Origin of the sequence: Klebsiella sp. CN_Kp113 (genome assembly GCF_040064585.1) — a bacterium.
Taxonomy (GTDB): Bacteria; Pseudomonadota; Gammaproteobacteria; order Enterobacterales; family Enterobacteriaceae; genus Klebsiella; species Klebsiella michiganensis.
In genome coordinates, this window is sequence record NZ_JBEAID010000023.1 from 147,187 (window position 1) to 172,884 (window position 25,698).

Here is a 25,698-nt window from a genome sequence, read left to right on the forward strand (position 1 = left end):
GAATGAAGGCCTGAATTAATCGGATGGTCATTCTGCTGACTTAATATTAAGAGGAAAAAATTATGAATCTTTCACTGAAAAATAAAGTTGCGCTGGTCACCGGTGCCGCGTCCGGTATTGGCTTTGCAACTGCACGAGCTTATGCCGAAGCGGGCGCTGCCGTTGTGTTAGCGGATATTAATTCAGAGCTGGTAAATAAGGCCGCAAATGATTTGATTTCCCGTGGTTTTGAAGCTAAATCGTTTACCTGTAATGCGGCAAACCTTGATGAAGTCGAAGCGATGGTTCAGTTCACTGTTTCCACTTACGGCCATCTGGATATCGCTTTTAATAATGCCGGTGTACAGAATAAACTTGTTGAAATCGCGGACGCCACCGTGGAGGACTTTGATCGCGTTAATGCCGTGAACCTCCGGGGCGTGTGGGGATGCATGAAGTATGAACTTCAGCAGATGCGCAAGCAGGAAAGTGGTGTCATCGTTAACTGTTCTTCTATCGGCGGAATTGTGGGCGGAGCAGAACGTGCAAACTACCACGCCGCGAAGCACGGTGTGCTGGGCCTGACCAAAAGTGCAGCACTTGAATACGCCGGCCGGAACATCCGTGTGAATGCAGTTTGTCCGGGTCTTATCTGGACGCCAATGGTCGATGCGATGGTCGCTTCGGGCCAGAAGGAAGCTCTGGAAGCCATGGTGAAAGCCGTTCCGTTGCAGCGTCATGGTAATCCGGAAGAAATCGCCGATGCGGTCCTCTGGTTGTCCAGTGATGCGTCGTCCTACGTAACAGGTCAGTCAATTTCGATTGATGGTGGCCTGACCATGCGCTAAGCATGGATGCCCTGATTATTACCCTTTGTTTGTTTTCCCTCATTGAAACACGGCCCTGTTTATCAGGGCTTTTTCAACTTTACTCATAAAACTGCGTGTGCGGTCATCCTTCCCGTTTAAGCCCTTCCCCTTCAACGGGATTACTGGCGTAACCTTTGTACTAAACGCAACAAACCTTCGCTTTCATAACTCTCCTGCATTAATCGGGGCACTAAGCAGAACCGTGCACCCGCCTGTACCGCACTGATCTACGTCGACGACGCGACGAGCCACCTGATGCAGCTTCGATTTGTAAAACCGGAATCGACATTCACCTATTTTGAGGCCACCCGGGGCTACCTGGAAAAGCAGGATCACATTATACGATGGTGTAAAGAATCCACAGATTGGTTAAGGGAAGTTATTATGCTTCCCTTAATGCACACTTTAAGAAATTTGCAAGCTATTCATATAAGGTATATATGAATTTTATTCAATAGGTAAATTGTGCTGTTTTAAGAAAGATAGCTTATCCCAATAGCCTCTTTGAAATATAATTTTATTATTTACTATTTGAAAAAAACCGCAACCCCTCAAACCTAATGGGGCACGCCACTCTAAAATTGCCCATTGTCCATCTTCGAAAATGTTTTCAACTATACAAACCATTTCTGGAAAAGAAAAATCTTGTTCAAACATTTTCTTTATAGCCTCTTTCCCAATAACTGGCTCATTGGCTACCTGATGGTTTATTGCATTATCATCATATAATTCTGAAATAGTTTCTACATCTGCATTATTAAATGCGTCAACCCATTGGCAAAGTATTTCTTTTGGCGTCATATAAATTACCTCCAGACCTGTAAATAATCCTTTTCCATAGCATAACATCAAAATCCTATCAAGCTCAAAATTTATTGGCACGCTCGATGCCATGTTCCTCGACTACGAAGCGGCCAAAGATTATGCGACCCGCTTCAGGCTGGTCACGGCGGCGAATATCCCTTCTTTCGGAGCGCCAGAATGATGTTGGTCTGGCCGAATTTTCACATGGCGGGAACCACGTTGTGTCTCAAAATCTCTGATGTTACATTGCACAAGATAAAAATATATCATCATGAACAATAAAACTGTCTGCTTACATAAACAGTAATACAAGGGGTGTTATGAGCCATATTCAACGGGAAACGTCTTGCTCGAGGCCGCGATTAAATTCCAACCTGGATGCTGATTTATATGGGTATAGATGGGCTCGCGATAATGTCGGGCAATCAGGTGCGACAATCTATCGATTGTATGGGAAGCCCGATGCGCCAGAGTTGTTTCTGAAACATGGCAAAGGTAGCGTTGCCAATGATGTTACAGATGAGATGGTCAGACTAAACTGGCTGACGGCATTTATGCCTCTTCCGACCATCAAGCATTTTATCCGTACTCCTGATGATGCATGGTTACTCACCACTGCGATCCCCGGGAAAACAGCATTCCAGGTATTAGAAGAATATCCTGATTCAGGTGAAAATATTGTTGATGCGCTGGCAGCGTTCCTGCGCCGGTTGCATTCGATTCCTGTTTGTAATTGTCCTTTTAACAGCGATCGCGTATTTCGTCTCGCTCAGGCGCAATCACGAATGAATAACGGTTTGGTTGATGCGAGTGATTTTGATGACGAGCGTAATGGCTGGCCTGTTGAACAAGTCTGGAAAGAAATGCATAAGCTTTTGCCATTCTCACCGGATTCAGTCGTCACTCATGGTGATTTCTCACTTGATAACCTTATTTTTGACGAGGGGAAATTAATAGGTTGTATTGATGTTGGACGAGTCGGAATCGCAGACCGATACCAGGATCTTGCCATCCTATGGAACTGCCTCGGTGAGTTTTCTCCTTCATTACAGAAACGGCTTTTTCAAAAATATGGTATTGATAATCCTGATATGAATAAATTGCAGTTTCATTTGATGCTCGATGAGTTTTTCTAATCAGAATTGGTTAATTGGTTGTAACACTGGCAGAGCATTACGCTGACTTGACGGGACGGCGCTTCCCTACCCTCATGGCCGCCTCCCAGGAATCGACCCAGGTGCTTATCGTGGACATAATCCTTTACTCATAAATTTATCTTATTCCATTATTGTACCTGTCACGCAAAACTTGCAGAAAAGCCATAAACGCAGGAGAATCCTGTCGGCGGTGAGGATAATAAATATGGTAGCCGTCAAAATATGGACACCACTCGGTCAGAACAGCAATCAGCTTGCCGCTTTTGATATATCCATCTGCAACATACTCGGGAATATAGGCAATCCCCAGCCCGTCTAATGCTGCATCGAGCTGATGAATCGTGCTGTTCGCAATATATTGCCCTTTGACTTTCAGACTGAATTTCTGAGCATCTTTCTCGAATTCCCAGGCGTACAATCCACTCGTATCAGAATAGCGGACGTTAATGCAGTTGTGGTTCAAAAGATCCTGCGGCTTCCTGGGCTTAGCATAACGCTTAAAATAATCTGGTGCAGCAACAACAAGCTGGCGCCAGTTCTGGCTTATTTTTGCGGCAATCATATCATTATTCAGAACATCGCCCGGACGAATCCCGGCATCAAAACGCTGATCAACAATATCTGCAAATCCATAGTCAATGCCGATTTCAATCTGAATATCTGGGTAGCGACTCAGAAAGTCCGGTAATACAGGACGGATCAAATACTGGATAACATCATCTGCCGCCGTGAGGCGTATGACGCCAGTGGGTTTTTCCCTAAGCTCACTCAACCGACTAATAGCATCATCAACCTGTTCCATTAACGGGCCAACTTCGTTAATGAGCCTTTCACCTGCTTCCGTAGTGGAGATACTGCGGGTGGTTCTGGCCAGCAGGCGGATCCCAAGCCTTTCCTCAAGAGATTTCACCGTGTGGCTGATGGCTGAGGGTGTCACACCTATTTCAGCTGCGGCTTTGGTAAAGCTTTTCAGCCTGGCCACTGTTAAAAAAACCTTTAATTCATCCACACGATTCCTCCTCCTCGGTCCCTACTGGAGACGTCAGCGTACCAGCCTGTCATTAATTATCAAATAAATTTCACAAGTAAGTGAAATTTATGTTGATTAATAAATAAAATTTAAAATGGTACTTTATATTCCACGACGTGAATATGTCCTCGTTGTAGTGACGGCTTTTAATTCTGAAAATGAGGTAATCATTATGCAAGATTTTATCTATCATAATCCGGTAAAAATTCTTTTTGGTCGCGATCAAATTTCTGCGTTAGCACAAGAAGTCCCGCAGGGTAAAAAGGTCATGATTGTCTATGGCGGGGGCAGCGTTATAAAACACGGTATATTGAAACGCGTAAAAGAGTCCCTGACAAACACCCTGGTTTATGAGTTTGGCGGTGTAGAAGCAAACCCACATTATGAAACCCTGATGAAAGCCGTTGAGATTGTCAGAGCAGAAAAAATTGATTTTCTTCTGGCCGTGGGCGGCGGTTCAGTGATCGACGGGACTAAATTTATTGCCGCCGCAGCCCTCTACGAAAATGATCCATGGGAGATCGTCAAGAGTTATGGCGGCGTGGTGAAACAAGCTCTCCCTTTTGGTTGCGTGCTGACACTGGCGGCCACGGGTTCAGAGATGAATAACACGGCGGTGATTAATCGGGTGACCACCCAGGATAAACTCTTTTTCACCTCCCCTTACGTTATGCCGAAATTTTCAGTGCTCGAACCGGAAATGACTTACACGCTGCCTGAACAACAAACCGCAAACGGGGTTGTTGATGCCTTTGTCCACGTTCTTGAGCAATACATCACTTACCCGGTTAACGCTAAGGTGCAGGATCGCCTGGCGGAAGGACTGCTGAGCACGCTGAAAGAAGAAGGACCAGTAGCCCTTAAAAATCCCCAGAACTACGATGCCAGAGCTAACATCATGTGGGCTGCGACGATGGCCCTGAATGGAATGTTGAGCGCAGGTGTCCCAACTGACTGGGCTTCTCACATGATTGGCCAGGAAATTACTGCATTATACGGAATCGACCACGCCCGTACCCTCGCTATCGTTATGCCTGCACTATGGCGCTTGTGCAAAAAGGAAAAAGCAGAAAAGCTGGCTCAGTACGGTGCGCGTGTCTGGAATATTCCTGAGTCTGATAGCGAAAAAATGGCCGATGAGGCTATCAATGCCACCGTGGAATTTTTTGAACTGATGGGCGTTAAAACCCGACTTTCTGATTATGGTCTGGGCGCGGAAGATATTTCAGCCGTTATCGGCAAGTTAAAAGAACATGGGCATATCGCATTAGGTGAACATGGAAAAATTACTGCTGAAGTGGCGGAAACAATACTGAATATGGCACTTTAATTGCCTAACAACCTACTCCATTAGGCGCTAAGCCTGCGCACCTGGCAGGCTTAATTAATCATTAACGGTATTGCAGAATGCAGAAAATGAAAGACACATTTCCCTATATGCCATTAATGGCTTTTGCGATGACCGGATTTATTTGCATCATGACGGAAACTATTCCAGCAGGATTATTGCCAGAAATCAGTAAGGGAATGAATATTTCGCTGGCTAGCGCAGGCCAGTGGGTCACCGTCTACGCCCTCGGGTCATTATTTGCCGCTATTCCGTTAACTATCGTTACCCGGTCGTGGAATCGGAAATATGTCTTATTAATGACCGTAGCGGGATGCTTCATTTTTAATACCATTACCGCACTTTCATCAAATGTTTACCTGACCCTGTTAGCGCGTTTGGGGACCGGGGCGGCTGCGGGACTGGCGTGGAGCCTGCTGGCGGGGTTTTCACGCCGAATTGTTGACCCGCTTCATCAGGGTCGGGCTATGGCGATAGCCATGGCTGGGACACCGCTGGCGCTCTCACTAGGCGTTCCGCTGGGAACCTGGCTTGGGCATTATCTTGGCTGGCGCCTGACGTTCGGTATTATGTCAGTACTTTCGCTGTTACTAATGATATGGATCCGTATCAGCGTTCCGGACTCTGCGGGGCAGCAAAAACATCAAAAAATACCGTTCAGGAAAGTACTGGCGACCCCCGGGGTCAGGCCGGTTCTCGCGGTCGTACTGACCTGGATGCTTGCACACAATATCCTTTACACCTATATCGCACCGTTTTCGTCATTATCAGGTATGGGGGCCCATGTTGACGGTATTTTATTAATTTTTGGCCTGTCCGCTCTCGCGGGTCTTATCTTTACCGGAAAAATAATTGATAGCCAGTTACGTAAAATGGTACTGGCATCGCTGGCTATATTTTCTATCGTCTCATTATTCCTGGGGCTGTTCTCTTATACACCCGCCATTCTTATTGTAGGTAGCGCTGTATGGGGTGTGACATTTGGTGGTGCTGCAACGCTGTTGAATACCGCACTTGCCGATGCGGCGGAAGATGGTGCTGATGTAGCGATCTCCATGACGGTGGTGAGCTGGAACGCGGCGATTGCCCTGGGGGGGATTACCGGAGGAATTATCCTTCAGGGACCCGGCGTCAATGGTTTGCCTTGGGTCATTCTGATACTGGCCCTGGTCAGTTTTCTGATTGTAAAAATCAACAGTGAATATGCATTCCCACACCCAATTCGGGACGAAGCCGAATGATCGCATCAGCTACAAGGAGAATTAGTCATATCGCTTATCAGGATAAGCTATTCAGCTATCTTCAAAAGGTCACAGGAATCAAAATCCTATAATCAGCCGTTCAGATTTCTAATCATAAAACAATGGAGAATATATATGCGTTTTTACATCAAGGTTGCGGTCATTCTTTTTATGTCCACCCGGGTTATACCCGTCATGGCCAATGGCAATAATGTCCAGCCGGTTTGTACAGAGAAAGGTGCCTTATCAGGGAAAGACAGCAACCAGTCCGCCCTGATTGGCGCGTGGAAAATGGTCAAATTTGAAACCGGGACTGGTGAAGAATTGAAAGAGATACCTTACACCGGACAACTTATTATCACCGATGCCGGAACCTTGTCTGCGCAAGCAAGCAATCCGGACAAAACAGTACCTGACTCCGCCTATACGGTAAACGGTTATGAAGCACTTTATGGTGATATTAAAATTGACGATGTTGCCGGGCGTTTCATCTTAACGGTGAATTCTGCACTTGCCAGTGGATTAATTGGTCAAAAAATGGAGCGCGCTTTTCATTTAACAGGAAATAAACTTGAACTGTCGCCTGTCGATAAAGGTGAAGGCTGGCGTGTGACCTACGAGCGCTACAGATAGTATAATGGCATAACGGTGCGCCGGTTTGTGCCGCGCTGAGCCGGCTGGCTTCCCTGCTCTACCTACGAACGCCTCTCGGAAATCGTTCAGGGAACAATCGCAGATGTAAGAAACCGCCACGCCATGATGGTAACGTTCACCGTCCTGTGTAAAACCCAGTCATTGCCTCTGGTCATGACTGTGTAGTAAATTTGGCTGTTGATTAGGTGCAGAGCAATGATAGAGCGTTTTCTGCGACACGATAATTTTACGCACTATGAAGGTTAAATTTTGAAAGCAACAAATTTTTCGGAACTAATAAAGATAGCCGCTCTGCAGCTTTTTAGAGAAAAAGGATTCAACAATGTCTCCACCCGCGATCTTACACAAAAGCTTAATATTTCAAGGAGCCACATCTATCATTATTATAGTAACTGGGAAACATTAAAAAAATCGGCCATAAAATATATGTTTGATAATGACATCGAGGAATGTCATGCAACGTTTAATGCCTCGGAAAGTATGAGCCCAACTGACAGGGTCAGGCTGTATATCAAAACGCTGTTACCTGATGCGCCATCAGCGCACTGGCTGCTCTACCTTGAACTCTGGCCGATGGCCGCGCGCGACGATGATTATGCTAATTTGGTCCATAATCAATCACTCCAATGGATCTATATACTCGAAGAAATCATCGACTCCGGAATTAATGAGGGCGAGTTTTCCTCGATAAACGCTTCGGTATCCGCCAGACAAATAAATGCATTAATAGATGGATACTCGAGTATGCTGATCCTCGATTATTCAAAAGAAAAAAGAACCGCTTTTCTTAATGAAATATATGAGATTTCTTTTAAAATCCTTGGCAAACCCTTCTGAAGCGCATGAAAAACCCGCAGTAGAAATTAGCGCTTGTTTATGCCCAGATAGCTTAAAATACGTTTCATTTTACTTTCCGCTGTGGTGTTCCCCGCAACGCGGGCATCTATCCATGTCTCATCGGCTTCAGGGTGAGGGCCTGATAATATGACATGTCCTTCCCCATATTGATATCTGGCGATAGCGACATCCCCATTGTCGTAATAAGCTATCGCCTGGAACCCAGCGTTTGAGGTTGTGTTATTCAGATAGGGGCCATCCTGATAGTAAAAAGGTTCCTGTTTATTATTCCATTTCACTTGCAAGGTGTAATCCCCCTCATCATAGGCGCGTGAACCAGGTCTTCCCACTTCTGACTCGCCCAATCCAGTCTTTATCGGCAAGATATGCCCCCATGCAAATACCAATAAAATCTTTGCCGCTTTTCACAAATTGACGGATAGCCTCAGCGCCATCATCACCAATGACGTCATAAGAACCGGGTATATCCTGACCGCCGCCGGGTTGAATGTAGATATCGAATTTTTTAAGCGTTTGCTCATTCACTTTCAGCGTTTCTTTTTCACCCACACAAGCGATGTTCAGCGGCAGGCCAGTACCGACGAGCGATTTCACCACCATTTCTGAACACCCCGCGCACCCGGCGTCTCCCCTATAAACAGCGATACGATAACTTTTTGATGGTGAGGCATTTGCTGAGGTTGGTGCGGAAAAAATAGAGAAAGTAAAAGCCAGAGCAAGGGTAATCATATTTGCTCTCTTCAACTGAGTTTCCTGGAAAAAAAGTGGCATCACGCTATTCCCCTTGTCATAGAGTGTTTTGTAAATCATTAAGAACCATTTTTACCATTCTAAATGCATGACATAAAATTAGAGCAGTCGCTCAAATTTAACTTTGGTGTTGATTTTGTCAAGCGTTTTTAAGCGCGGCAAAAAAAAGTTAATACGTAAAAAAGTGTAACTTTGACAAAGTTGTATAAATTTTTTAGTGAGATGCAGGCGACATACGAAAGGATAAGAAAGCAGAAACAGCGGTAACCTTGAAATCATCAACTAAGGTGTAAGGGCTAATTAACAGGCGATGTCCTGAAAGCCATACTTAACTGAACAAGACATTTTGTTTTTCGTAGTATGTCCGTGAGAGTATGCTTCGGCACGCACGAGGCAGATGAGAAACGGCGATGGCCCGAATCGTATAGAGACACAAACCTGAAATTCCGGACACCGCGCTTCAGGACATCGCTCAAGACGCCTATATCGGGCAGTATCCGGACGGTACTATCGAACGCCGGTACCCTGCCCTTTATGACTGACGACCAGCTATCTCACCCACGCACTTCTCCCTGAAATTTAGCATCGTCGCGGTTAATGTCGAAAATTTGCCACCTGACGTGGTTGGCATCGAGGGTGAAAACTGCCGTGGCGAGGGTGTTCTCCTCATCCGGATCGTCGGCAGCCAGCCGGTAAATTGGCAGTTTGGCATCATGGGTATCTGAGAGAATGGCTTTTGCCGCCGCGGCGTCAAACGGAGGTTGCGTTTCCCGCCACTGCACGAGGCGTAACTGCCGCGACGCTGAACTGTCGGTAACGATCTGCTCAACGCCAGCCAGTGCCGCATGCACCAGATGGTTGGCATGCCCGGTTACCGTCGTCAGGGGGAGAACGGAACAGCCTTGCCCGGTGGCCTCAACGCTGAACAGCCGCGCATCGCCCAGCTGCCCGAGCGTATGGTGAAACGCCCCGGATCGCGGCTGGCCGATAAGTATAGTGATGGCCTCGTCGAGGGTGTTCGCATTCAGCGAGGCGCGAGCCAGGATCTGACGCGGTAATCCCTGCGGACGATGCACTGCACGGATGTTATTCACCGTGTTAACGATACCTTTTTCATTCACCGCAAAGGTGTGGCCGCAAATCGACCCCGGATAGGCAAAACTCGTAAAGCTCAGACCGCGACTCGGGGTAATGGTAGCCAGCAAGCATTCATCCCGTAACTGAGGAAAACCGTCTTCATTGTGCGCGATAATCCGCTCGCCTGCGGCGTTTACCCCGGCCACCGTCGTACAGCCATCCGACGTTGAGCGCACCAGATCGCCACGGCAGTTCCAGGCAAAGACCTGATCAACATTGGCCTCCAGCCCCTGCGCCAACCCCTCCAGCTCCTGCCAGATGTGCGGATAATGCCGCTGCACCTCAGCGCGCATTAATCGGGTCTCAGGGGATGCCTGCAGGGTCATCACCGTTTGCCACAATGACGTGAGCATCAGTTTCTGATGCCATGCTTCACGGCCAAGCTCGCCAAGGCGCAGGCCAATCTCAAACGGGGAACCACTGATGTCGATTTTCTTCATGTGATGGATTCACTTATGTTCAGGAAACGTGCTGTAAAAATTCTTTCAGGCGCGGATTGCTACTGGCATTCAGCAGGATATCAGGTGGGCCATCTTCAGCAATGGTTCCACCATCGATAAAAATCAATCGAGAGGCCACATCGCGTGCAAAGCCAATCTCGTGCGTCACTATAATCATGGTCATCCCTTCATCCGCCAGTGAACGCATCACTTTTAATACTTCATGGCGCAACTCCGGATCGAGCGCAGAGGTTGGCTCATCAAACAGCATCATTTTCGGTTTCACCGCCAGCGCGCGGGCGATAGCCACGCGCTGCTGCTGGCCGCCTGAAAGCTCCGACGGATAGTGCTCGGCCCGTTCGCCCAGGCCGACACGTTCCAGCAGCGCCAGCGCCTGTTCGCGGGCTGCCGCTTGACTCATTTTGCGTACGCGGATAGGCCCAAACATCACATTTTCCAGCGCCGTCAGATGCGGAAACAGATGAAACTGCTGGAATACCATCCCCGCTTCGCGGCGGATTTCGCACTCGTTGACGTGAGGATCGGTCAGGTGCATTCCGGCAACCAACAAAGTGCCGGAGGAGATCTCTTCCAGCTTGTTGATACAACGCAGCAGCGTCGATTTACCTGAACCTGAAGGACCGATAATCACGACCACTTCACCGGCATCAATTTTCAGATTGATATCGTGCAGCACCTGGGTGGTGCCGAAATGTTTAGCGACCGCGCTAAATTCAACCATGCTCATAAAATATGGATCCTTTTCTCCAGTTGCTTCAGCAGGAAGCTCAGGCACAGGGTGACGGCAAGATAAATCAGGGCTACCGCTGTCCAGACCTCAAGGGCACGGAAGTTCCCGGCGATGATCTCCTGCCCCTGGCGCGTTAATTCCGCGACGCCGATAACAATGAACAGCGAGGTGTCTTTAATGCTGATAATCCACTGGTTGCCCAACGCCGGGATCATGCGGCGCAGGGCCAGCGGCATAATCACATGCCATAGCGTTGCGCGCTGCGATAATCCCATCGCCAGACTGGCTTCTTTAAATCCTCTATTGATGGACAAAATTGCGCCGCGCGTAATTTCCGCAATATACGCGCCGGAGTTAATAATAATGGTGACCATCGCGGCCGTGATAGGGTCGATACGAACAGGCAGAATCATTGGCAAGGCAAAATAGATAAACATCACCTGTACCATAATTGGCGTGCCGCGAATCAGCTCGACAAAAATTAATGATAATGTTTTCGCGATACCGCCTCCCAGTGCACGACAGATTCCTGCCAGCAGACCGATGATAAAGCCGCCCGCCAAACCGACCATAGAGATCAATATTGTCAGCTGCAGCCCCTGTAATAATAACGGCAGGGATTCCCATATATATTTCGTTTCGAAATTCATAATGCAGTCTATTACTCTCGGTTCTGGCCGGGGTTACCCGGCCCGGCGGGGATTATTTAGGTTGCTTGTTAAACCATTTGAAATAAATCTTGTCGTAGGTGCCATCCGCGCGTAATGCCTTTAACGCGGCATCGACCTTCGGCGTCAGGCTGCTGTTTTTCTGCAGGGCAAAACCGTATTTCTGCGGCAGAATGCTGTCCGTTTCCCCGGTCGATTTTACCTTACCGCCACCTGCGGTTTTCACGTAGTAGAGCACGTTCGGGGAGTCGTGAACGACCGCGTCCAGATTGCCTGCCTGCAGGTCGAGATAGGCGTTATCAATATTGGGGAATTCGACATAGTTGGCTTTATATTTGGATTTCATAAAACTGGCCGCGGCGGTGCCCTGCTTCAGCCCCACTTTTTTACCGGCAAGCTCGCTGAATTTGGTGATGGAATTATCACCACTTTTCACCGCCATTAAGAGATCCGCATCGTAGTAACCCTCGCTGAAATCAACGACCTGTTTGCGGGCATCGGTAATGGTGATCCCGGCCATTGCCACATCTAAATTACGCGATTGCAGCCCAGGAATTAAACCGCCAAAATCCATAGGGCGTAATTCGTAGCTGACATTCATTTTCTTCGCAATGGCTTCCCATAAATCGATATCAAAACCAACATATTTATTGCCTTGTTTAAATTCAAAGGGAACGAAGGCAGTATCCACACCGACTAATAATTTATCTTGTGCCATGACGGCAAAACTCGCCGAACAGGCAACCAGTGCCAGGGTAATCTTTAATTTTTTCAATAATGCAGACATAATAATCCTCAGCGTAATTAAGACAGCAGACATGAGTTTTCACGCAATACCCTAAAACTGATATTGGCGTTGAGAATAAAAACAGTATCCCTACATTCGCACGCGATATAAAAATGAAGGCGTGCGAATTATTTATGCGGGAAGAATAAAATCCCTGGTGTCGGGTACTGGCGTCTGCGCGCCGTTCATAATCATTGAAAGAAAGCTGTAATAACCGTTGATGCCAATCAGATCGACAACGCCCTTTTCCCCCCAGAGATCGATTGCCTGTTGCCAGATATCATCGCTGACTTTTTTATGCTGATGCAGCTGCTGGCAAAAATGGTAAACCACCCATTCATCAGCCGCCAGCGTCTCTGGTTGACGCCGTTCATTGATTGCCTGCACCGCCTGCGCCGGGATCCCTTTTTCCCTGGCTATTGGCGCATGAATAGCCCATTCAACCGGCTGCGACCAGTGACGCGCGGTCAGCAGGATGGCCAGTTCCGACAACCGCTGCCCCAGCGCGCTACGGTAGCGCAGATACTCCCCCATTCGCTGCGCATGGGCCATCAGTTCCGGGCTGCGCAACAACGGTTCAAACGGCGGCAGCAGCGCGCCGCGCGGCCCGTTGATAATCTCCTCCGCAAGCTGGCGTTGTTCATCGCTCCACTGCTGTTCTGACAGCGCAGGTAAACGGTTCATGGCTGACGTCTCATCAGTTTATGCGTCTCTTCGCTGATGACCTTGTGCAGTGTATCCACCACGAAATCGAGTTCTGACCGGCTGACAATAAACGGCGGCGCAATCAGAATATGATCGCCCCGCTGGCCATCAATGGTTCCGCCCATCGGATAGACCAGCAGCCCGTGCGCCATGCACTGCGCTTTGATAGCCGCATGCAGCTTCAGCAGCGGATCGAATGCCGTTTTGCGCTCTTTATCGCATACCAGCTCCACGCCGGCGAACAAACCGCGACCGCGCGTATCACCGACATACGGTAATCCGCCGAGCACATCATGCAGCGCCTGCTGCAAATACGCGCCCTGCTGCTGCACCTGCTCGAGCAAACGATCTCGCTCGATAACCTGCTGCACGGCCAGCGCAGCCGCTGCGGCTGTCGGGTGGCAGATGTAGGTGTGACCATGCTGGAACATTCCGCTACCGGCTTGCAGCGCGGCGACGATTTGCTCACTGGCCAGCACTGCGCCAATGGGCTGATAACCCCCGCCTAAACCTTTTGCGATGGTCACGATGTCAGGGACAACGCCATCCTGTTCAAAGGCGTGCAACGTGCCGGTACGGCCCATGCCGCACATCACCTCATCGGCGATATACAGAATGCCGTATTTATCACACAGCCGACGAACGCCTTGCAGATAACCCGGCGTAGGCGGCATTGCGCCAGTGGTTGCGCCAACCACCGTTTCGGCGATAAAACCGATAATTTTTTCCGGCCCGGCGTCCAGAATTGCCGCTTCGAGTTCGCCAAGTAAGCGCTCGGTATATTGCTGCTGGCTTTCACCCGCCTCACGGTCACGATACTCATTACAGGCCGACACGCGCACCACATCCATCAGCAGCGGCGCGAACTGGCGGCGGCGCCACTCGTTACCGCCAACGGCCAGCGCACCCAGCGTATTGCCGTGGTAGCTTTGTTTACGGGCAATAAATAGCGTGCGATCCGGCTGCCCTATCTCCACAAAATACTGGCGCGCCAGCTTCAGCGCCGTTTCAACCGCTTCCGATCCGCCGGAGACGAAATAGGCATAGTTCAGGGAACCGGGCGCGGTGCGGACAAGCTGCTCTGCCAGTTGTTCCACCGTATCGCTGGTGAAAAAACTGGTGTGGGCATAGGCCAACCGATCGATCTGCCGGTGCATCGCCGCCAGCACATCCGGATGGGCGTGACCCAGACAAGAAACCGCCGCCCCGCCGCAGGCGTCCAGATAGCGTTGACCACTGGCATCGGTGATGTAAGCGCCCTGGGCACTGACTGCCACTGCCGGGGTGGTACGGAGGCTGCGGTGAATGATTTGACTCATGCTTTTATCCTGCTTAAGAAATCGCTTTCGCGTAAGTTGAAAGCATCTTGCAGGATCCATTTGAATCTCGTCAATTCAATAATGATTCAAATGTATTTAATTTTCTTATGATAAAAGCAAATGAATCATTTATCAGGACTTATCGGGCATCACATACGCCCCGGAGCGTTGCAGATAACGTTCTGCGCTCTCAATTTTATTCACCGCCTCCCTACCGTGGCGGGCAACCAGCATCGCCAGCAAACACTCGGCGACGCCCATACCGGACACTATCGAAGGGAAAAAAGAGGGGCTGCTGAGGGAGAAAAGCAACGTGCAGTCCGCCGCTTGCGCCAGCGGCGAAACCGGAGAGTCGGTGATGGCGATAATCCGTGCCCCGGCCTGCCTGGCAGCATTGAGAACGTCGAGAGATTCGCGGGAATAGGGAGAAAAGCTGGTCAATAGCAGGCAGTCTTCCGCGTTGATCTCACGGGTGAAGACTTCGATATTACTGGCCAGCCCGTCAATCAGCGACACCTGGCGATTGAACAATCGATAGACATAAAACAACGACCAGGCGATAGGAAAGCTGGCGCGGAAGCCGCAAATATAGACCTGCTTCGCTTCATCCAGCAACGTCACCGCTTGCTGCATAGCGTGTTGATTCTCTGCCTGAGTGAATGCCAGATTGGCCTGATGCGCGAGGAACACCTCTTCGTACAGCGCGGGCTGCGTCCCTTTGGCGATCAATTTTTCAGCCTTAGATACATATGTATCATTTCCTAAGCCGAGATCGTCGATAAATGCGCTTTTCAGCTCCCGCCAACCGTTATAGCCCAGACGCTGCGCCAGGCGTAGCAGCGTGGCAGGCTTAACGCCGGCTTCCGCGGCGAAAGCGCGCATTGATTGCACCACCAGTTGGTTGGCATTTTGCAGGGAAAATTCCGCCGCGCGCTGGAGTTCGGGCGACAGCAGGCTGAATTGGCTCACAATATTTTCACGAAGATTCATGGCGTATCGTTATCATCCGTAAGAGTGGCTGCGGCGAAACCGGGCCGCAGAAAGGGATATATATAACCATAATTCGCCGTAATTGCATTATGGCAGAGACGGAGGCTCATCCCTGCGCCACGGAGTATCGCCCCAGGCGAATGATCCGAAGCCTCTTTATTCGGCGCCTGAAACCGCGGGATTTTCAGGAATGACCCTATACCCAACTCTTTGATGGCATTGGCAAAAAACATTGTCGCCGCTATCGCAAAAGAGAAATTATTCGCTTTATTTATAAATTGGCTTGCTAAATAATTGGTCAGGTTTTATTACGCAGTAGAGGAATTAAGATGCGTTTCAGTACCATGCCCGACAGTGAAATTATTTCTGAACTGTGCCGAAGAATTAAAGAAACGCGTATACAGCTGGGCCTGTCACAGATTGAGCTGGCCGAACGCGCTCAGGTCGGCGCGGCAACCATTAAACGCGTTGAATTAGGCGAATCCGTTACCCTCAGTACGCTGATTGGTATTTTGCGCGGTCTCGATCGGCTGCATCAGCTGGAGTCGATTTTATTTGACTCGCACATGCGTACATTTAAGGCGCAGCTCAATGCCGGACCCCCTTCCCGTATCCGTATTCGGAAAAAAACGCATCAGCCAAAAGAGAAATTGCCCGCCGCTGCCCAGACCAACGAGGCTGATGCCACGATTAACGAATGGTACACCTCATCGGCTTCTAACAGCGTGGTGTGGTCTTTTACGCCGTCCGACGGAGAGAAAAAAAGCTAACAGGCTTCAGATGATTTTAAAGATCAGGGAAGAGAAAACCGCCTGCGGCTCAGGCAGGCGGTTTTTAGGGGACTCAGGATTCACACACCGCGACTTTAATCGCCAGACCGCCCCGGGCGGTTTCACGGTACTTGGCGTTCATATCTTTGCCCGTCTCAAACATCGTTTCGATAACTTTATCCAGGGAGACTTTTGGATCGCTGGTACGGTACATCGCCATACTGGCCGAGTTTATCGCCTTCACTGCCGCAATCGCGTTACGCTCGATGCACGGCACCTGCACCTGGCCGGCCACCGGATCGCAGGTCAGGCCGAGGTTATGCTCCATGCCGATCTCCGCGGCGATGCACACCTTCTCCGGACTGCCACCCAGCAGCTCGGCCAGTCCGGCAGACGCCATCGAGCAGGCCACGCCCACTTCGCCCTGGCAACCGACCTCTGCCCCGGAAATGGAGGCATTCATCTTGTACAGAATGCCTATCGCGCCCGCCGTCAGGAAATAGCGCATATAGATTTCCGGCGTCACCTCTTTGATAAAACGATCGTAATAGGCCAGTACCGCAGGAACAATGCCGCAGGCGCCGTTGATCGGCGCGGTTACCACTCGCCCGCCCGACGCGTTCTCTTCCCCCACCGCCATGGCGAACATATTGACCCAATCCATCGCGCTCAGTGGCGTAATCGACTGGCTCTGCGGTGCCAGCACGCGGTGCAGCGCAGAAGCCCGGCGCGGCACTTTCAGCGGCCCCGGTAAAATACCTTCCGTATTCATCCCCCGGTTAATGGCGTTTCTCATGGTCTCCCAGATTTTCGCCATATTTTGCTCAACGGTCTCCCGGCCGTGGCGGGCGATCTCGTTTTTCATCATCACGGCGGAAATCGACAGGCAGTTGTTCTGGCAGTGCGCCAGCAGGTTGCGGGCAGAATAGAACGGGAACGGAATATCAACCTCCGCCTCCAGGTTCTTACCAAAGTTTTCCTCCGTGACGATAAAACCGCCGCCGATGGAATAGTAAGTCTGGAAGTGGACGATTTTGCCATCGCAAAACGCCGTAATGCTCATCCCGTTTTCGTGCAGCGGCAGAAACTCATTGTGAAAGCGCATGCACTCCGCCACCGGGAACTGTATCTCGCGCTGGCCTTCTTCAATAAACAGACGATGCATGGTGTTGACATCGCGAATAATGCCCGGAATGGCGTCGATATCAACGGTATCCGGTAGATACCCTGACAGACCAAGAATTATGGCGATATCGGTATGGTGACCTTTACCCGTCAATGAGAGGGAACCATACACATCCACCACCAGCCGAGTCACTTTATGCAGCAGGCCTTTTTCCTGCAGGGTATCAACAAACTGTTTTCCCGCTTTCATCGGCCCAACGGTATGTGAGCTGGACGGCCCGATGCTGATTTTGAAAATATCGAAAACGCTAATCATATGGCACCCACGCGGTTACATAGCAAAACGGATGCGCCGCCGGTGACAGGCGGCGCTGAAAACTTAGCTGAACAGAGAGAAGAAAATAGCGGAGATGGCAATCAGTCCCATCACCACCACAAACGCGTTGCTGATGTGGCCGCTGTACTTGCGCATGGCCGGTACTTTGTTGATGGCATACATTGGCATCAGGAACAGAATCATCGCGATGACCGGGCCGCCCAGCGTTTCAATCATCCCCAGGATGCTGGGGTTCAGGGTGGCAACAATCCAGGTGGTCACCAGCATGAACAGCGCGGTGATCTTGTTCAGTTTGTTGATTTCGATCGATTTGCCTTTTCCGCGCAGTGACTTAATCACCATGCCGTTGAAGCCTTCACGCGCGCCGAGGTAGTGGCCGAGGAAGGATTTAGTAATCGCAATCATCGCGATGATCGGCGCCATCCAGGCTATCACCGGCGCGTTAAAGTGGTTCGCCAGATATGAGAGGATGGAGATGTTCTGCGCTTTCGCTTCCGCCAGGTTTTCCGGGGAGAGGCTCAGTACGCAGCTGAACACAAAGAACATCACCGTCAGCACCATCATGATGTGGGCGAAGCCCAGAATACGGGAGCATTTGCGCTCGGCGTCCTGGCCATATTCTTCACGTTTAGCCACCGCAAATGAGGAGATAATCGGCGAATGGTTGAAGGAGAAGACCATGACCGGGATGGCCAGCCACAGGGTCATCCACAGACCATTTCCCGTTGCCGAAGCGCTGCTCAGCGACAACGTATCCAGTACCGCGCCGTTCCATTGCGGGATCAAATACAGCGCCAATATCATCAACGCGAACACGAACGGAAACACCAGCACGCTCATGGCCTTAACAATCATTTTTTCGCCAAAACGGACAATCCCCATCATGCCGACAATTAAAATCAGCGACAAAATAGCGCGCGGCGGAGACACCAGACCAAGCTGGTGAGTAATAAAGCTGTCGACGGTGTTGGTAATAGCAACGCTATAAACCAGCAGAATCGGATAAATAGCGAAGAAATAAAGCAGCGTGATAAGCTTACCTGCACCGGTGCCGAAATGTTCTTCCACCACTTCGGTAATATCTTCTCCCGGATTTTTGCCCGACAGGACAAAACGGGTTAAACCGCGGTGGGCAAAAAAGGTCATCGGGAAGGCAAGAATGGCCATGATGATTAACGGAATTAAACCGCCGACCCCGGCGTTAATTGGCAGGAAAAGCACCCCTGCACCAATTGCGGTACCGTACAGGCCCAGCATCCACACGGTATCACTTTTTCTCCAGCCGCTGCTCTCGCGAGCAACGAGGGTATTTTGAACGGTTTCCATAATATGGCCTCAGTAATATAGAGTAGGGTCAAATTAATTTGACTCTGATTCAGGTAATAAAAACGCTGTGTTTGTTTGGCTATTTTATAAAATGCAACTATGCTGATTCACTAACAGCGATCACATAACCTGATTTATAGTGGCACCTTTTAACGCATCAAAATTAGTACTGAAATCTTATTATTTTTTAAAGTATCATTTTTAATACGTTATTATTTGTATGGGTGTACTTAACGTGCTGGATATTTATATAATTCACGTGCAGAGATAACAACCACTATTTGTCATACGATTAATAAAACGCAAAAAATCAGGGGCAAGGAAATAGACACCCTCCCCCTCAATTTTCGCTAAAAGCCCTTGTAGTGCTCTTTACTCAGGCCATATTTCTTCATTCTGAGATAGAGTTTTTTACGCGGAATAAGCAGATACTCCGCCACTTCATTAATGCGCCCCTGATGGAGATTCAGCGCTTCGGTGATGATCTGCCGCTCTACGTCCTCAACCCGTCGATCGAGCGGCGTCGGCTCGCCGACATGCATCAGCGGATTCACCGTATCCGCGAGCGGTAATACCCCCACCGCATACAGTTCGGCAGCGTTCGCCAGTTCACGGACGTTGTTCGGCCACGCCCGACGTATCATCCCTTTTAACAGATGGCTATCCACCTCCGGGACGGGATGATTCAGTCGCTGACAGGTTTTTTGCAAATAGTGGTGGAACAGCGGCTCGATATCATCAGGCCGCCTTGACAGCGGCAGGCAGGCAATTTGCGTCATCGCGAAGCAGTAATAGAGCTCCGCCACGATCTGGCTACTGCCCGCCAGCGCCACTAGCGACGCGCTGCCGATACCAATCAGGCGAAAAGGCCGCTTCTCATGGCTCTGCGCCTGTACCAGCAGATGTTGTTGCTCATGAGTCAGGTGCTCCGGGTGGCTTAATACCAGCGTTCCGCCCTGCGCCTGCGCGATCGCGTCATTCAGCTTATGGGCGTTGGCCGCAGTCAGTTCGCAGTAGACAAAAGGGCCTTCGGCGTTACGCCCCAGCTGGTGCAGGTAACGTGCGCCGGTCATACGCCCGGTTCCCGCTTCGCCGTAAAGCCAGACCGCAATATCCGTCTCTGCCAGCTGCTGTAAACGCTGGCGATACTGTTCCGTCCATTCGCTGCGCCCGATCAGCTCAACCCGTAATTTTTGCTGGCCGTACTGGCGACGCGCGATCACCGCTTGCCGCTGGCGCAACGCGGCGTCCACCAGCGAGAGCAGCTTACCCGGATCGACCGGCTTTTGCAGAAAATCCCAGGCCCCCTTTTTCACCGCATCCACCGCCATCGGTACGTCGCCATGACCGGTGATAAGCAGAATCGGCAGTTGCTCGTCATCCTGATGAAACAGCGTCATCAAATCGATGCCGGAGCAGCCGGGCATGCAGACATCGCTCAGCACAATGCCGGGCCAGTCCTTCTGCACCCACGCCCGCGCATCAAAGGGGTTATCGCAGGCGTGGACGTGATAACCCGCTTGCTCAAGCAGCTGCGTATAGGCATCCAGCACGTCGCGATCATCATCAATCAGCAGAATCGAACACTCATTACTCAACATCATTTACATCCGTTAAATTAAATTGCAGCACCACGCAGGCATTGCGCGTTAACGTCGACGCCAGGCGCAGCGTCCCTTCCATTTGCGTCATCAGCGAAACAGAAATCGACAGCCCAATCCCCAGCCCCACATCTTTGCTGGTAGTGAACGGCTTCAGCAGTGACGGTAGCAAGGCCGCAGGCCAGCCGGGACCGTTATCGGCAATCAACACGCACAGGGTATCGCCGTGGATTTGCCAGCTCACCGTTATTTTCGCCGCGGTCGGACAGGCGTCGAGCGCATTCGACAGTACGTTGACCAGCACCTGATGAACCCGCACTTCATCGCCGCGGATCCAGACGGTTTCATCCGGTATCTCCAGCGTCCCCTGCTGCGGCTTATGGCGCATCGCCAGCAGTTCCCACGCCACCGTAAACGTCTGACGCAAATCAACCGGATGCAGCGGCGTTTCCAGTTCAGCGCGGCGGGTAAATTGACGCAGCGAGCGGATAATCGCGTCAATGCGGTTAATCAACCCTTCCGCTTTACTTAACGTCGCCCGCGCCTGCGCCGTCTGTCCCTGCTCAATCGCCCGTCCTGCCGTAAACAGATACATCGACAGCGCGTTCAGCGGCTGGTTGATCTCATGCGCCAGGGTGGTCATCGTCTGCCCCACCACCGCCAGTTTAGCGGTCTGGATCAGCTCGTCCTGGGTGGCGCGAAGATCGGCCTCAATCGTTTTTCGCTCGCCAATCTCCTGTTCAAGCTGCTGTTTTTGCGCGTTAAGCTGACCCAGCGTATGGCGAAGCAAACCGGCAATACGCCCCAGCTCATCCCGGCCATAAACCGGAATGGTGGCATCCGTCCGGCCTAAACCAATCTGCACCACCGCCTGGTTCAGCGCGGTAAAGCGCTTCACCAGCCGCGATCGGATGAAATAATGATTCAGCACCCACGCCAGCAGCAGCGCCAGCAGCGTCGCCACCAGAATCAACCCGCCGCTCACGCGGACAATCTGTCCCATACGCTGATTAAACATCTGCATTTGCTGATGACTGCTGCCAAGCTGGGCTTCAAGCAGCGTCCTGAAACGCCCCAGCGTGGCTTCTCTGGCGCGACTGGCGTCCACTAACGCTTTTTGCGCCGTCACGTAGTCGCGCATGGTATCCGGCATCTTATTTTTCACCATGCCGATTTCCAGCAGCTCATCAATCGTTTGTCGCAGCGTGATCGTGCTCGGCCAGTCGTCCAACGCGCGAATATTTTCATCCGACGTTTTCTTCAGGTTTTCGAGATAGCGGATATGCGTCTCCACCAGCATGCCGTCATCATTTCCGGATTTCAGTTCATTAAGCCTGTCGCGCAGGTCGTCAACGATTTGATTCTCAATGCGGGCCAGCGTATAGACCTGCTGCTGTTCATTCTGGACTTCTCTGGAACGCTTCAGGTACTGCGCCGCGTCGCCCTGGCGGGCTTCTATCTGATCGAGCAGCGTTCCCTGCTGCCAGGTAAAGTCCTGCACCAGTGAATTCAGCTCAGTGGTAAAATCATCGTGCAGCCAGTCGATACGCGCCGAGAGTTCCCCCACCTTTTCGCGTACCAGAAACATGTTGTAGAGCACGCGATCCAGCTCCGACAGCAGCGCGCGGCTGTCCTGTAAAATCACCGCCAGCTGCTGGCGTTCCGCGGGCGACAAGCCCTGGCTCAGCCGCTCGATTTTATCCAGATGCTGAATAATCTGGTTACGCAGCTGCAGGCGCACCGTGGTATTCGGCGCCAGCAGAAATTCATTCAGCTGATCGACTACCAGATTGAGATTGCCTTCAATCAGAAAAGCAGAGTGGATGCGGGGAAAATACTCGTCCAGCGAATAGCGTATCTGCGAGCTTTGCTCATGCCATGAATAGAGGCTGACGCTGCTGACAATAAGCGTCAGCAGCGCGCCCATCAGAAAGGCCCCGCGCAGGCTGCTGCTGATACTGATTTGCCGCAGACGTTGCAGTATGGAACGGGCCATCATTTCAGCTCTTCCAGTTTATTGATCGCCTGCCGCTGGTTGTTGAGAAACCAGAGCTGCCACTCCATCATTTGCTGCTCCGCAAAGCTCTTATTATCGAACTTAGCCAGCCAGGCCTCATCCTCGCTGCTTGCCGGATCGACCGGGACGCCGGTTAGCAGCGCGCGTATCTCGGGCAGCGGACGCTTAAGGCGAGCCTCCGCGCTGTGCAGCGCTCGCCAGGCATCTTTCAGCTGGGCGAGACGAAAGCTGATCGCCGTATCAAACATCCGCTGAACCAGGCGCTGACGCTTAAGGATCAGGCGATAGTTCAGCGGCGGTTGATTCATCAGCACCGCCTGCTGCGCCGCCCGTGGATTGCCTGCCGTCAGCGGCGTCACCGGGTATTTCCCGGTATTCGCGTCGGCGAGGATCCGCTGGCCTTCCGGGCTCAGCAGATAGCGAATAAACCGCCGCGCCTCGCTGGCGTGCTGGCTATTTTTGAGCACCGCAACGTAGGTAGGCGACACCGCCGACTGCGGAAAATAGATAAAGGCAAGGTGCGGATCGTTCAGCAACAGATTGGCATAGTTATCAATCACCGGACCGGCTACGCCCAGCCCGCTTTTGATCTTATCCGCCACGCCAAAGCTGCGGGATGAAATCGTCACCAGATTTCCCGCGCTTGCCAGCAGCGTTTGCCATCCCTTAAGCCAGCCTTTTTGTTGCAGCAGCGACTCCACCATCAGATGATTAGTGTCCGAGCGCGACGGGCTGCTCATCAGCAGCGCCCCCTGATATCGGGGATCGGTGAGATCGTCCCAGTCCGCTGGCGCAGGCAGATGCCGCGTCGTCAGCGCCGAGCGGTTAATCAGCAAGCCAAACCCCGACATCGCCACGGCAACGGAGGTGGCGCGGATGGATTCCGGCACCAGGCGTTGACTGGCCGCCGGCGCGCCGCTTAACGGCGCCAGCTTTTGATGCTCCTGAAGATGCTGCAGCAGCATCGGTGATGAGGTCAGGACCAGATCAACGTTCTCCGCATTTGCCGTATCAAGCAGCTGTTCCAGCGAGGCGCTGGTGCGGTTGAGGGTGCGAATCATCACCGACCCCGGCTCCGTTTGCCAGCGTGCGATAATCCACGCGGTGGCGCTGGGGGAAAATGTTGTCGCCATCACCAGTTCGTTCCCCTGCGCCGCACAGGAGCTGAATCCGGCGGCCAGCAGCAGCAACGCAAGCGTTTTGCCGGGCGCCCGACTCCACCGCAGAAACATGTTTGTGATCCCGTTCATAAATATTGAAATACCGAAAAAAGAGCGTTGAGACAAAACTTACCCGTTTATGACGCCTGGCGGATTAATCACCGCTAGCCTCGAAATAGCCGCGCTGGCCTCCGGGAATATCAGCAAACATTACCAGATAATGAATGTGGAATTTGTTAATATCCGCACATGCCTGACATAAAATCAGCGGAAAATTAATTATTCGCTATTTCATTGATGCTCAATGCGTTAAAAATAACCCCTGAATTCATTAATTTGAGTCAGTTTTGACCCATTTCGACGATTTGAGTTTTCTGACCACTTATTTCACTCTTCATGCCGAATACTCCTGATGTTCATATCAATATAAAATACAGGTGACGACATGTTATCAATATTAAAAAAAGGGCCGTCGGCAAATAAAGTGCCGGCTGAGAAAATTCAGGCAACTTATGGCCGCTACCGCATGCAGGCGCTGCTAAGCGTATTTTTGGGTTATCTGGCGTACTATATTGTGCGCAACAATTTCACCTTATCCACGCCTTATCTGAAAGAGCAGTTAGATCTGAGCGCCACCCAGATCGGTTTGCTCAGCAGCTGTATGCTCATTGCGTACGGGATCAGCAAAGGCGTTATGAGCAGCCTGGCGGATAAAGCCAGCCCGAAAGTCTTTATGGCCTGCGGCCTGGTGCTGTGCGCGATCGTCAACGTCGGGTTGGGGTTCAGCACCGCATTCTGGATCTTCGCTGCGCTGGTCGTTCTGAACGGTCTGTTTCAGGGGATGGGCGTCGGCCCCTCTTTTATCACCATCGCTAACTGGTTCCCTCGCCGGGAGCGCGGTCGCGTGGGGGCTTTCTGGAACATTTCCCATAACGTCGGCGGCGGGATTGTCGCCCCAATCGTCGGCGCCGCGTTTGCGATTCTCGGTACCGAGCACTGGCAGAGCGCCAGCTACATTGTCCCGGCCTGCGTGGCGGTGGTGTTCGCCATCAGCGTACTGGCGCTGGGTAAAGGTTCGCCGCGCGAGGAAGGCCTGCCTGCGCTGGAAGAGATGATGCCGGAAGAAAAGGTCGTGCTTAACGCTAAACACGCGGTAAAAGCGCCGGAGAATATGAGCGCATTCCAGATCTTCTGCACCTACGTTCTGCGCAACAAAAACGCCTGGTATGTCTCCCTTGTGGACGTGTTTGTCTATATGGTGCGTTTCGGCATGATCAGCTGGCTGCCTATCTATCTGCTGACGGTGAAACATTTTTCCAAAGAGCAGATGAGCGTCGCGTTCCTGTTCTTTGAATGGGCGGCGATTCCGTCGACCCTGCTGGCGGGCTGGCTCTCCGACAAGCTGTTCAAAGGACGGCGCATGCCGCTTGCCATGATCTGTATGGCGCTGATTTTTGTCTGCCTGATCGGCTACTGGAAAAGCGAATCCCTGCTGATGGTGACGGTGTTCGCGGCGATCGTGGGCTGCCTGATTTACGTGCCGCAGTTTCTGGCCTCCGTGCAGACCATGGAAATTGTTCCCAGCTTTGCCGTCGGCTCCGCCGTGGGACTGCGCGGATTTATGAGCTACATCTTTGGCGCATCGTTAGGCACCAGCCTGTTTGGCGTGATGGTGGATAAAATGGGTTGGCACGGCGGGTTCTATCTGCTGATGGGCGGGATCGTCTGCTGCATTCTGTTCTGCTACCTCTCTCATCGCGGCGCGCTGGAGCTTGAGCAACAGCGTAAGAACACGCAGCAGCAAGAAGCCGAGCTGGCGCTGGCCGACGCACAATAAGCGCCTGAACCCGGCAAAAGAGAGTGCCAGCCTGCTGG

Annotated in this window: 22 protein-coding genes and 2 pseudogenes; 9 read left to right on the plus strand and 15 right to left on the minus strand. The window is 51.3% G+C overall.

Going from position 1 to position 25,698, the window contains the following annotated elements:
- Positions 1-62: 62 nt before the first annotated feature.
- Positions 63-827: an SDR family NAD(P)-dependent oxidoreductase gene (locus ABLV30_RS15890; protein WP_122117843.1), complete on the plus strand. Its 765-nt coding sequence runs from the start codon at positions 63-65 to the stop codon at positions 825-827.
- Positions 828-1,295: 468 nt separating this feature from the next.
- Here ABLV30_RS15890 and ABLV30_RS15895 read toward each other — a convergent pair whose 3' ends face one another.
- On the minus strand, positions 1,296-1,649 hold the full coding sequence (locus ABLV30_RS15895) for a nuclear transport factor 2 family protein (RefSeq protein ID WP_038423437.1): 354 nt from the start codon (positions 1,647-1,649) through the stop codon (positions 1,296-1,298).
- A 76-nt stretch (positions 1,650-1,725) separates the two neighbouring features.
- Here ABLV30_RS15895 and ABLV30_RS15900 point away from each other — a divergent pair.
- Positions 1,726-1,827: pseudogene (locus ABLV30_RS15900) on the plus strand (amino acid ABC transporter substrate-binding protein); the annotation flags it as partial.
- Positions 1,828-1,972: 145 nt separating this feature from the next.
- Complete coding sequence (locus ABLV30_RS15905) at positions 1,973-2,788, plus strand: APH(3')-I family aminoglycoside O-phosphotransferase (RefSeq protein ID WP_049083576.1); 816 nt, start codon at positions 1,973-1,975, stop codon at positions 2,786-2,788.
- A gap of 136 nt (positions 2,789-2,924) precedes the next feature.
- On the opposite strand, the gene ABLV30_RS15910 is transcribed toward ABLV30_RS15905, so the two are convergent.
- Positions 2,925-3,818 (minus strand): LysR family transcriptional regulator, encoded by an 894-nt coding sequence (locus ABLV30_RS15910; protein ID WP_097479414.1) that lies wholly within the window; start codon positions 3,816-3,818, stop codon positions 2,925-2,927.
- A 193-nt stretch (positions 3,819-4,011) separates the two neighbouring features.
- Here ABLV30_RS15910 and ABLV30_RS15915 point away from each other — a divergent pair, with 193 nt between their 5' ends.
- The 4 genes from ABLV30_RS15915 to ABLV30_RS15930 all read left to right on the plus strand — a co-directional run bounded on the left by ABLV30_RS15915 (position 4,012) and on the right by ABLV30_RS15930 (position 7,919).
- Positions 4,012-5,169, plus strand: a complete 1,158-nt coding sequence (locus ABLV30_RS15915) for an iron-containing alcohol dehydrogenase (RefSeq protein ID WP_025106357.1) — start codon at positions 4,012-4,014, stop codon at positions 5,167-5,169.
- A 77-nt stretch (positions 5,170-5,246) separates the two neighbouring features.
- The gene (locus ABLV30_RS15920; protein ID WP_228728107.1) at positions 5,247-6,428 is read left to right on the plus strand and encodes an MFS transporter; all 1,182 of its coding nucleotides are present in this window, start codon (positions 5,247-5,249) and stop codon (positions 6,426-6,428) included.
- A gap of 135 nt (positions 6,429-6,563) precedes the next feature.
- Positions 6,564-7,061: a lipocalin-like domain-containing protein gene (locus ABLV30_RS15925; RefSeq protein WP_265799937.1), complete on the plus strand. Its 498-nt coding sequence runs from the start codon at positions 6,564-6,566 to the stop codon at positions 7,059-7,061.
- A 270-nt stretch (positions 7,062-7,331) separates the two neighbouring features.
- Complete coding sequence (locus ABLV30_RS15930; RefSeq protein ID WP_048262783.1) at positions 7,332-7,919, plus strand: TetR/AcrR family transcriptional regulator; 588 nt, start codon at positions 7,332-7,334, stop codon at positions 7,917-7,919.
- Positions 7,920-7,945: 26 nt separating this feature from the next.
- Here ABLV30_RS15930 and ABLV30_RS15935 read toward each other — a convergent pair.
- The 8 genes and pseudogenes from ABLV30_RS15935 to ABLV30_RS15970 form a co-directional block, all read right to left on the minus strand.
- Positions 7,946-8,711 (minus strand): annotated as a pseudogene (locus ABLV30_RS15935) (BPL-N domain-containing protein).
- Positions 8,712-9,244: 533 nt separating this feature from the next.
- Positions 9,245-10,267, minus strand: coding sequence for an acyl-CoA--6-aminopenicillanic acid acyl-transferase (locus tag ABLV30_RS15940; protein ID WP_049083570.1), 1,023 nt, complete (start codon positions 10,265-10,267; stop codon positions 9,245-9,247).
- A 19-nt stretch (positions 10,268-10,286) separates the two neighbouring features.
- On the minus strand, positions 10,287-11,009 hold the full coding sequence (glnQ, locus tag ABLV30_RS15945) for a glutamine ABC transporter ATP-binding protein GlnQ (RefSeq protein ID WP_025106350.1): 723 nt from the start codon (positions 11,007-11,009) through the stop codon (positions 10,287-10,289).
- 2 nt (positions 11,010-11,011) lie between these two features.
- The gene (gene glnP / locus ABLV30_RS15950) at positions 11,012-11,668 is read right to left on the minus strand and encodes a glutamine ABC transporter permease GlnP (protein ID WP_001008622.1); all 657 of its coding nucleotides are present in this window, start codon (positions 11,666-11,668) and stop codon (positions 11,012-11,014) included.
- Between the two features lie 52 nt (positions 11,669-11,720).
- Positions 11,721-12,473: a glutamine ABC transporter substrate-binding protein GlnH gene (glnH, locus tag ABLV30_RS15955; protein ID WP_044112285.1), complete on the minus strand. Its 753-nt coding sequence runs from the start codon at positions 12,471-12,473 to the stop codon at positions 11,721-11,723.
- Positions 12,474-12,605: 132 nt separating this feature from the next.
- Entirely contained in the window at positions 12,606-13,157 is a 552-nt protein-coding gene (locus tag ABLV30_RS15960; RefSeq protein WP_014229370.1) for a hypothetical protein, read from the minus strand.
- Positions 13,154-14,497: an aspartate aminotransferase family protein gene (locus ABLV30_RS15965; protein ID WP_014229371.1), complete on the minus strand. Its 1,344-nt coding sequence runs from the start codon at positions 14,495-14,497 to the stop codon at positions 13,154-13,156. Before ABLV30_RS15965 ends, ABLV30_RS15960 begins: the two co-directional genes overlap by 4 nt.
- 132 nt (positions 14,498-14,629) lie before the next feature.
- Positions 14,630-15,487: a MurR/RpiR family transcriptional regulator gene (locus ABLV30_RS15970; RefSeq protein ID WP_025106346.1), complete on the minus strand. Its 858-nt coding sequence runs from the start codon at positions 15,485-15,487 to the stop codon at positions 14,630-14,632.
- Between the two features lie 329 nt (positions 15,488-15,816).
- Here ABLV30_RS15970 and ABLV30_RS15975 point away from each other — a divergent pair, with 329 nt between their 5' ends.
- On the plus strand, positions 15,817-16,257 hold the full coding sequence (locus ABLV30_RS15975) for a helix-turn-helix transcriptional regulator (RefSeq protein ID WP_009652280.1): 441 nt from the start codon (positions 15,817-15,819) through the stop codon (positions 16,255-16,257).
- 73 nt (positions 16,258-16,330) lie between these two features.
- Here ABLV30_RS15975 and ABLV30_RS15980 read toward each other — a convergent pair whose 3' ends face one another.
- The 5 genes from ABLV30_RS15980 to pgtC all read right to left on the minus strand — a co-directional run bounded on the left by ABLV30_RS15980 (position 16,331) and on the right by pgtC (position 23,895).
- Positions 16,331-17,698 (minus strand): L-serine ammonia-lyase, encoded by a 1,368-nt coding sequence (locus ABLV30_RS15980; RefSeq protein ID WP_348865622.1) that lies wholly within the window; start codon positions 17,696-17,698, stop codon positions 16,331-16,333.
- Between the two features lie 63 nt (positions 17,699-17,761).
- Positions 17,762-19,045 carry an HAAAP family serine/threonine permease gene (locus ABLV30_RS15985; RefSeq protein WP_014229376.1) on the minus strand — a complete coding sequence of 428 codons (1,284 nt, stop codon included), beginning with the start codon at positions 19,043-19,045 and terminating at the stop codon, positions 17,762-17,764.
- 350 nt (positions 19,046-19,395) lie between these two features.
- Complete coding sequence (locus ABLV30_RS15990; protein ID WP_064404958.1) at positions 19,396-20,646, minus strand: sigma-54 dependent transcriptional regulator; 1,251 nt, start codon at positions 20,644-20,646, stop codon at positions 19,396-19,398.
- Entirely contained in the window at positions 20,636-22,630 is a 1,995-nt protein-coding gene (gene pgtB / locus ABLV30_RS15995; protein ID WP_163520716.1) for a two-component system sensor histidine kinase PgtB, read from the minus strand. The genes ABLV30_RS15990 and pgtB overlap by 11 nt, the downstream gene beginning before the upstream one ends.
- Before the next feature lie 11 nt (positions 22,631-22,641).
- Complete coding sequence (pgtC, locus tag ABLV30_RS16000; RefSeq protein ID WP_348865623.1) at positions 22,642-23,895, minus strand: phosphoglycerate transport regulator PgtC; 1,254 nt, start codon at positions 23,893-23,895, stop codon at positions 22,642-22,644.
- Between the two features lie 373 nt (positions 23,896-24,268).
- On the opposite strand from pgtC, the gene pgtP reads away from it, so the two are divergent.
- The gene (gene pgtP, locus ABLV30_RS16005) at positions 24,269-25,660 is read left to right on the plus strand and encodes a phosphoglycerate transporter PgtP (RefSeq protein ID WP_009652152.1); all 1,392 of its coding nucleotides are present in this window, start codon (positions 24,269-24,271) and stop codon (positions 25,658-25,660) included.
- The last annotated feature ends 38 nt before the right edge of the window (positions 25,661-25,698 follow it).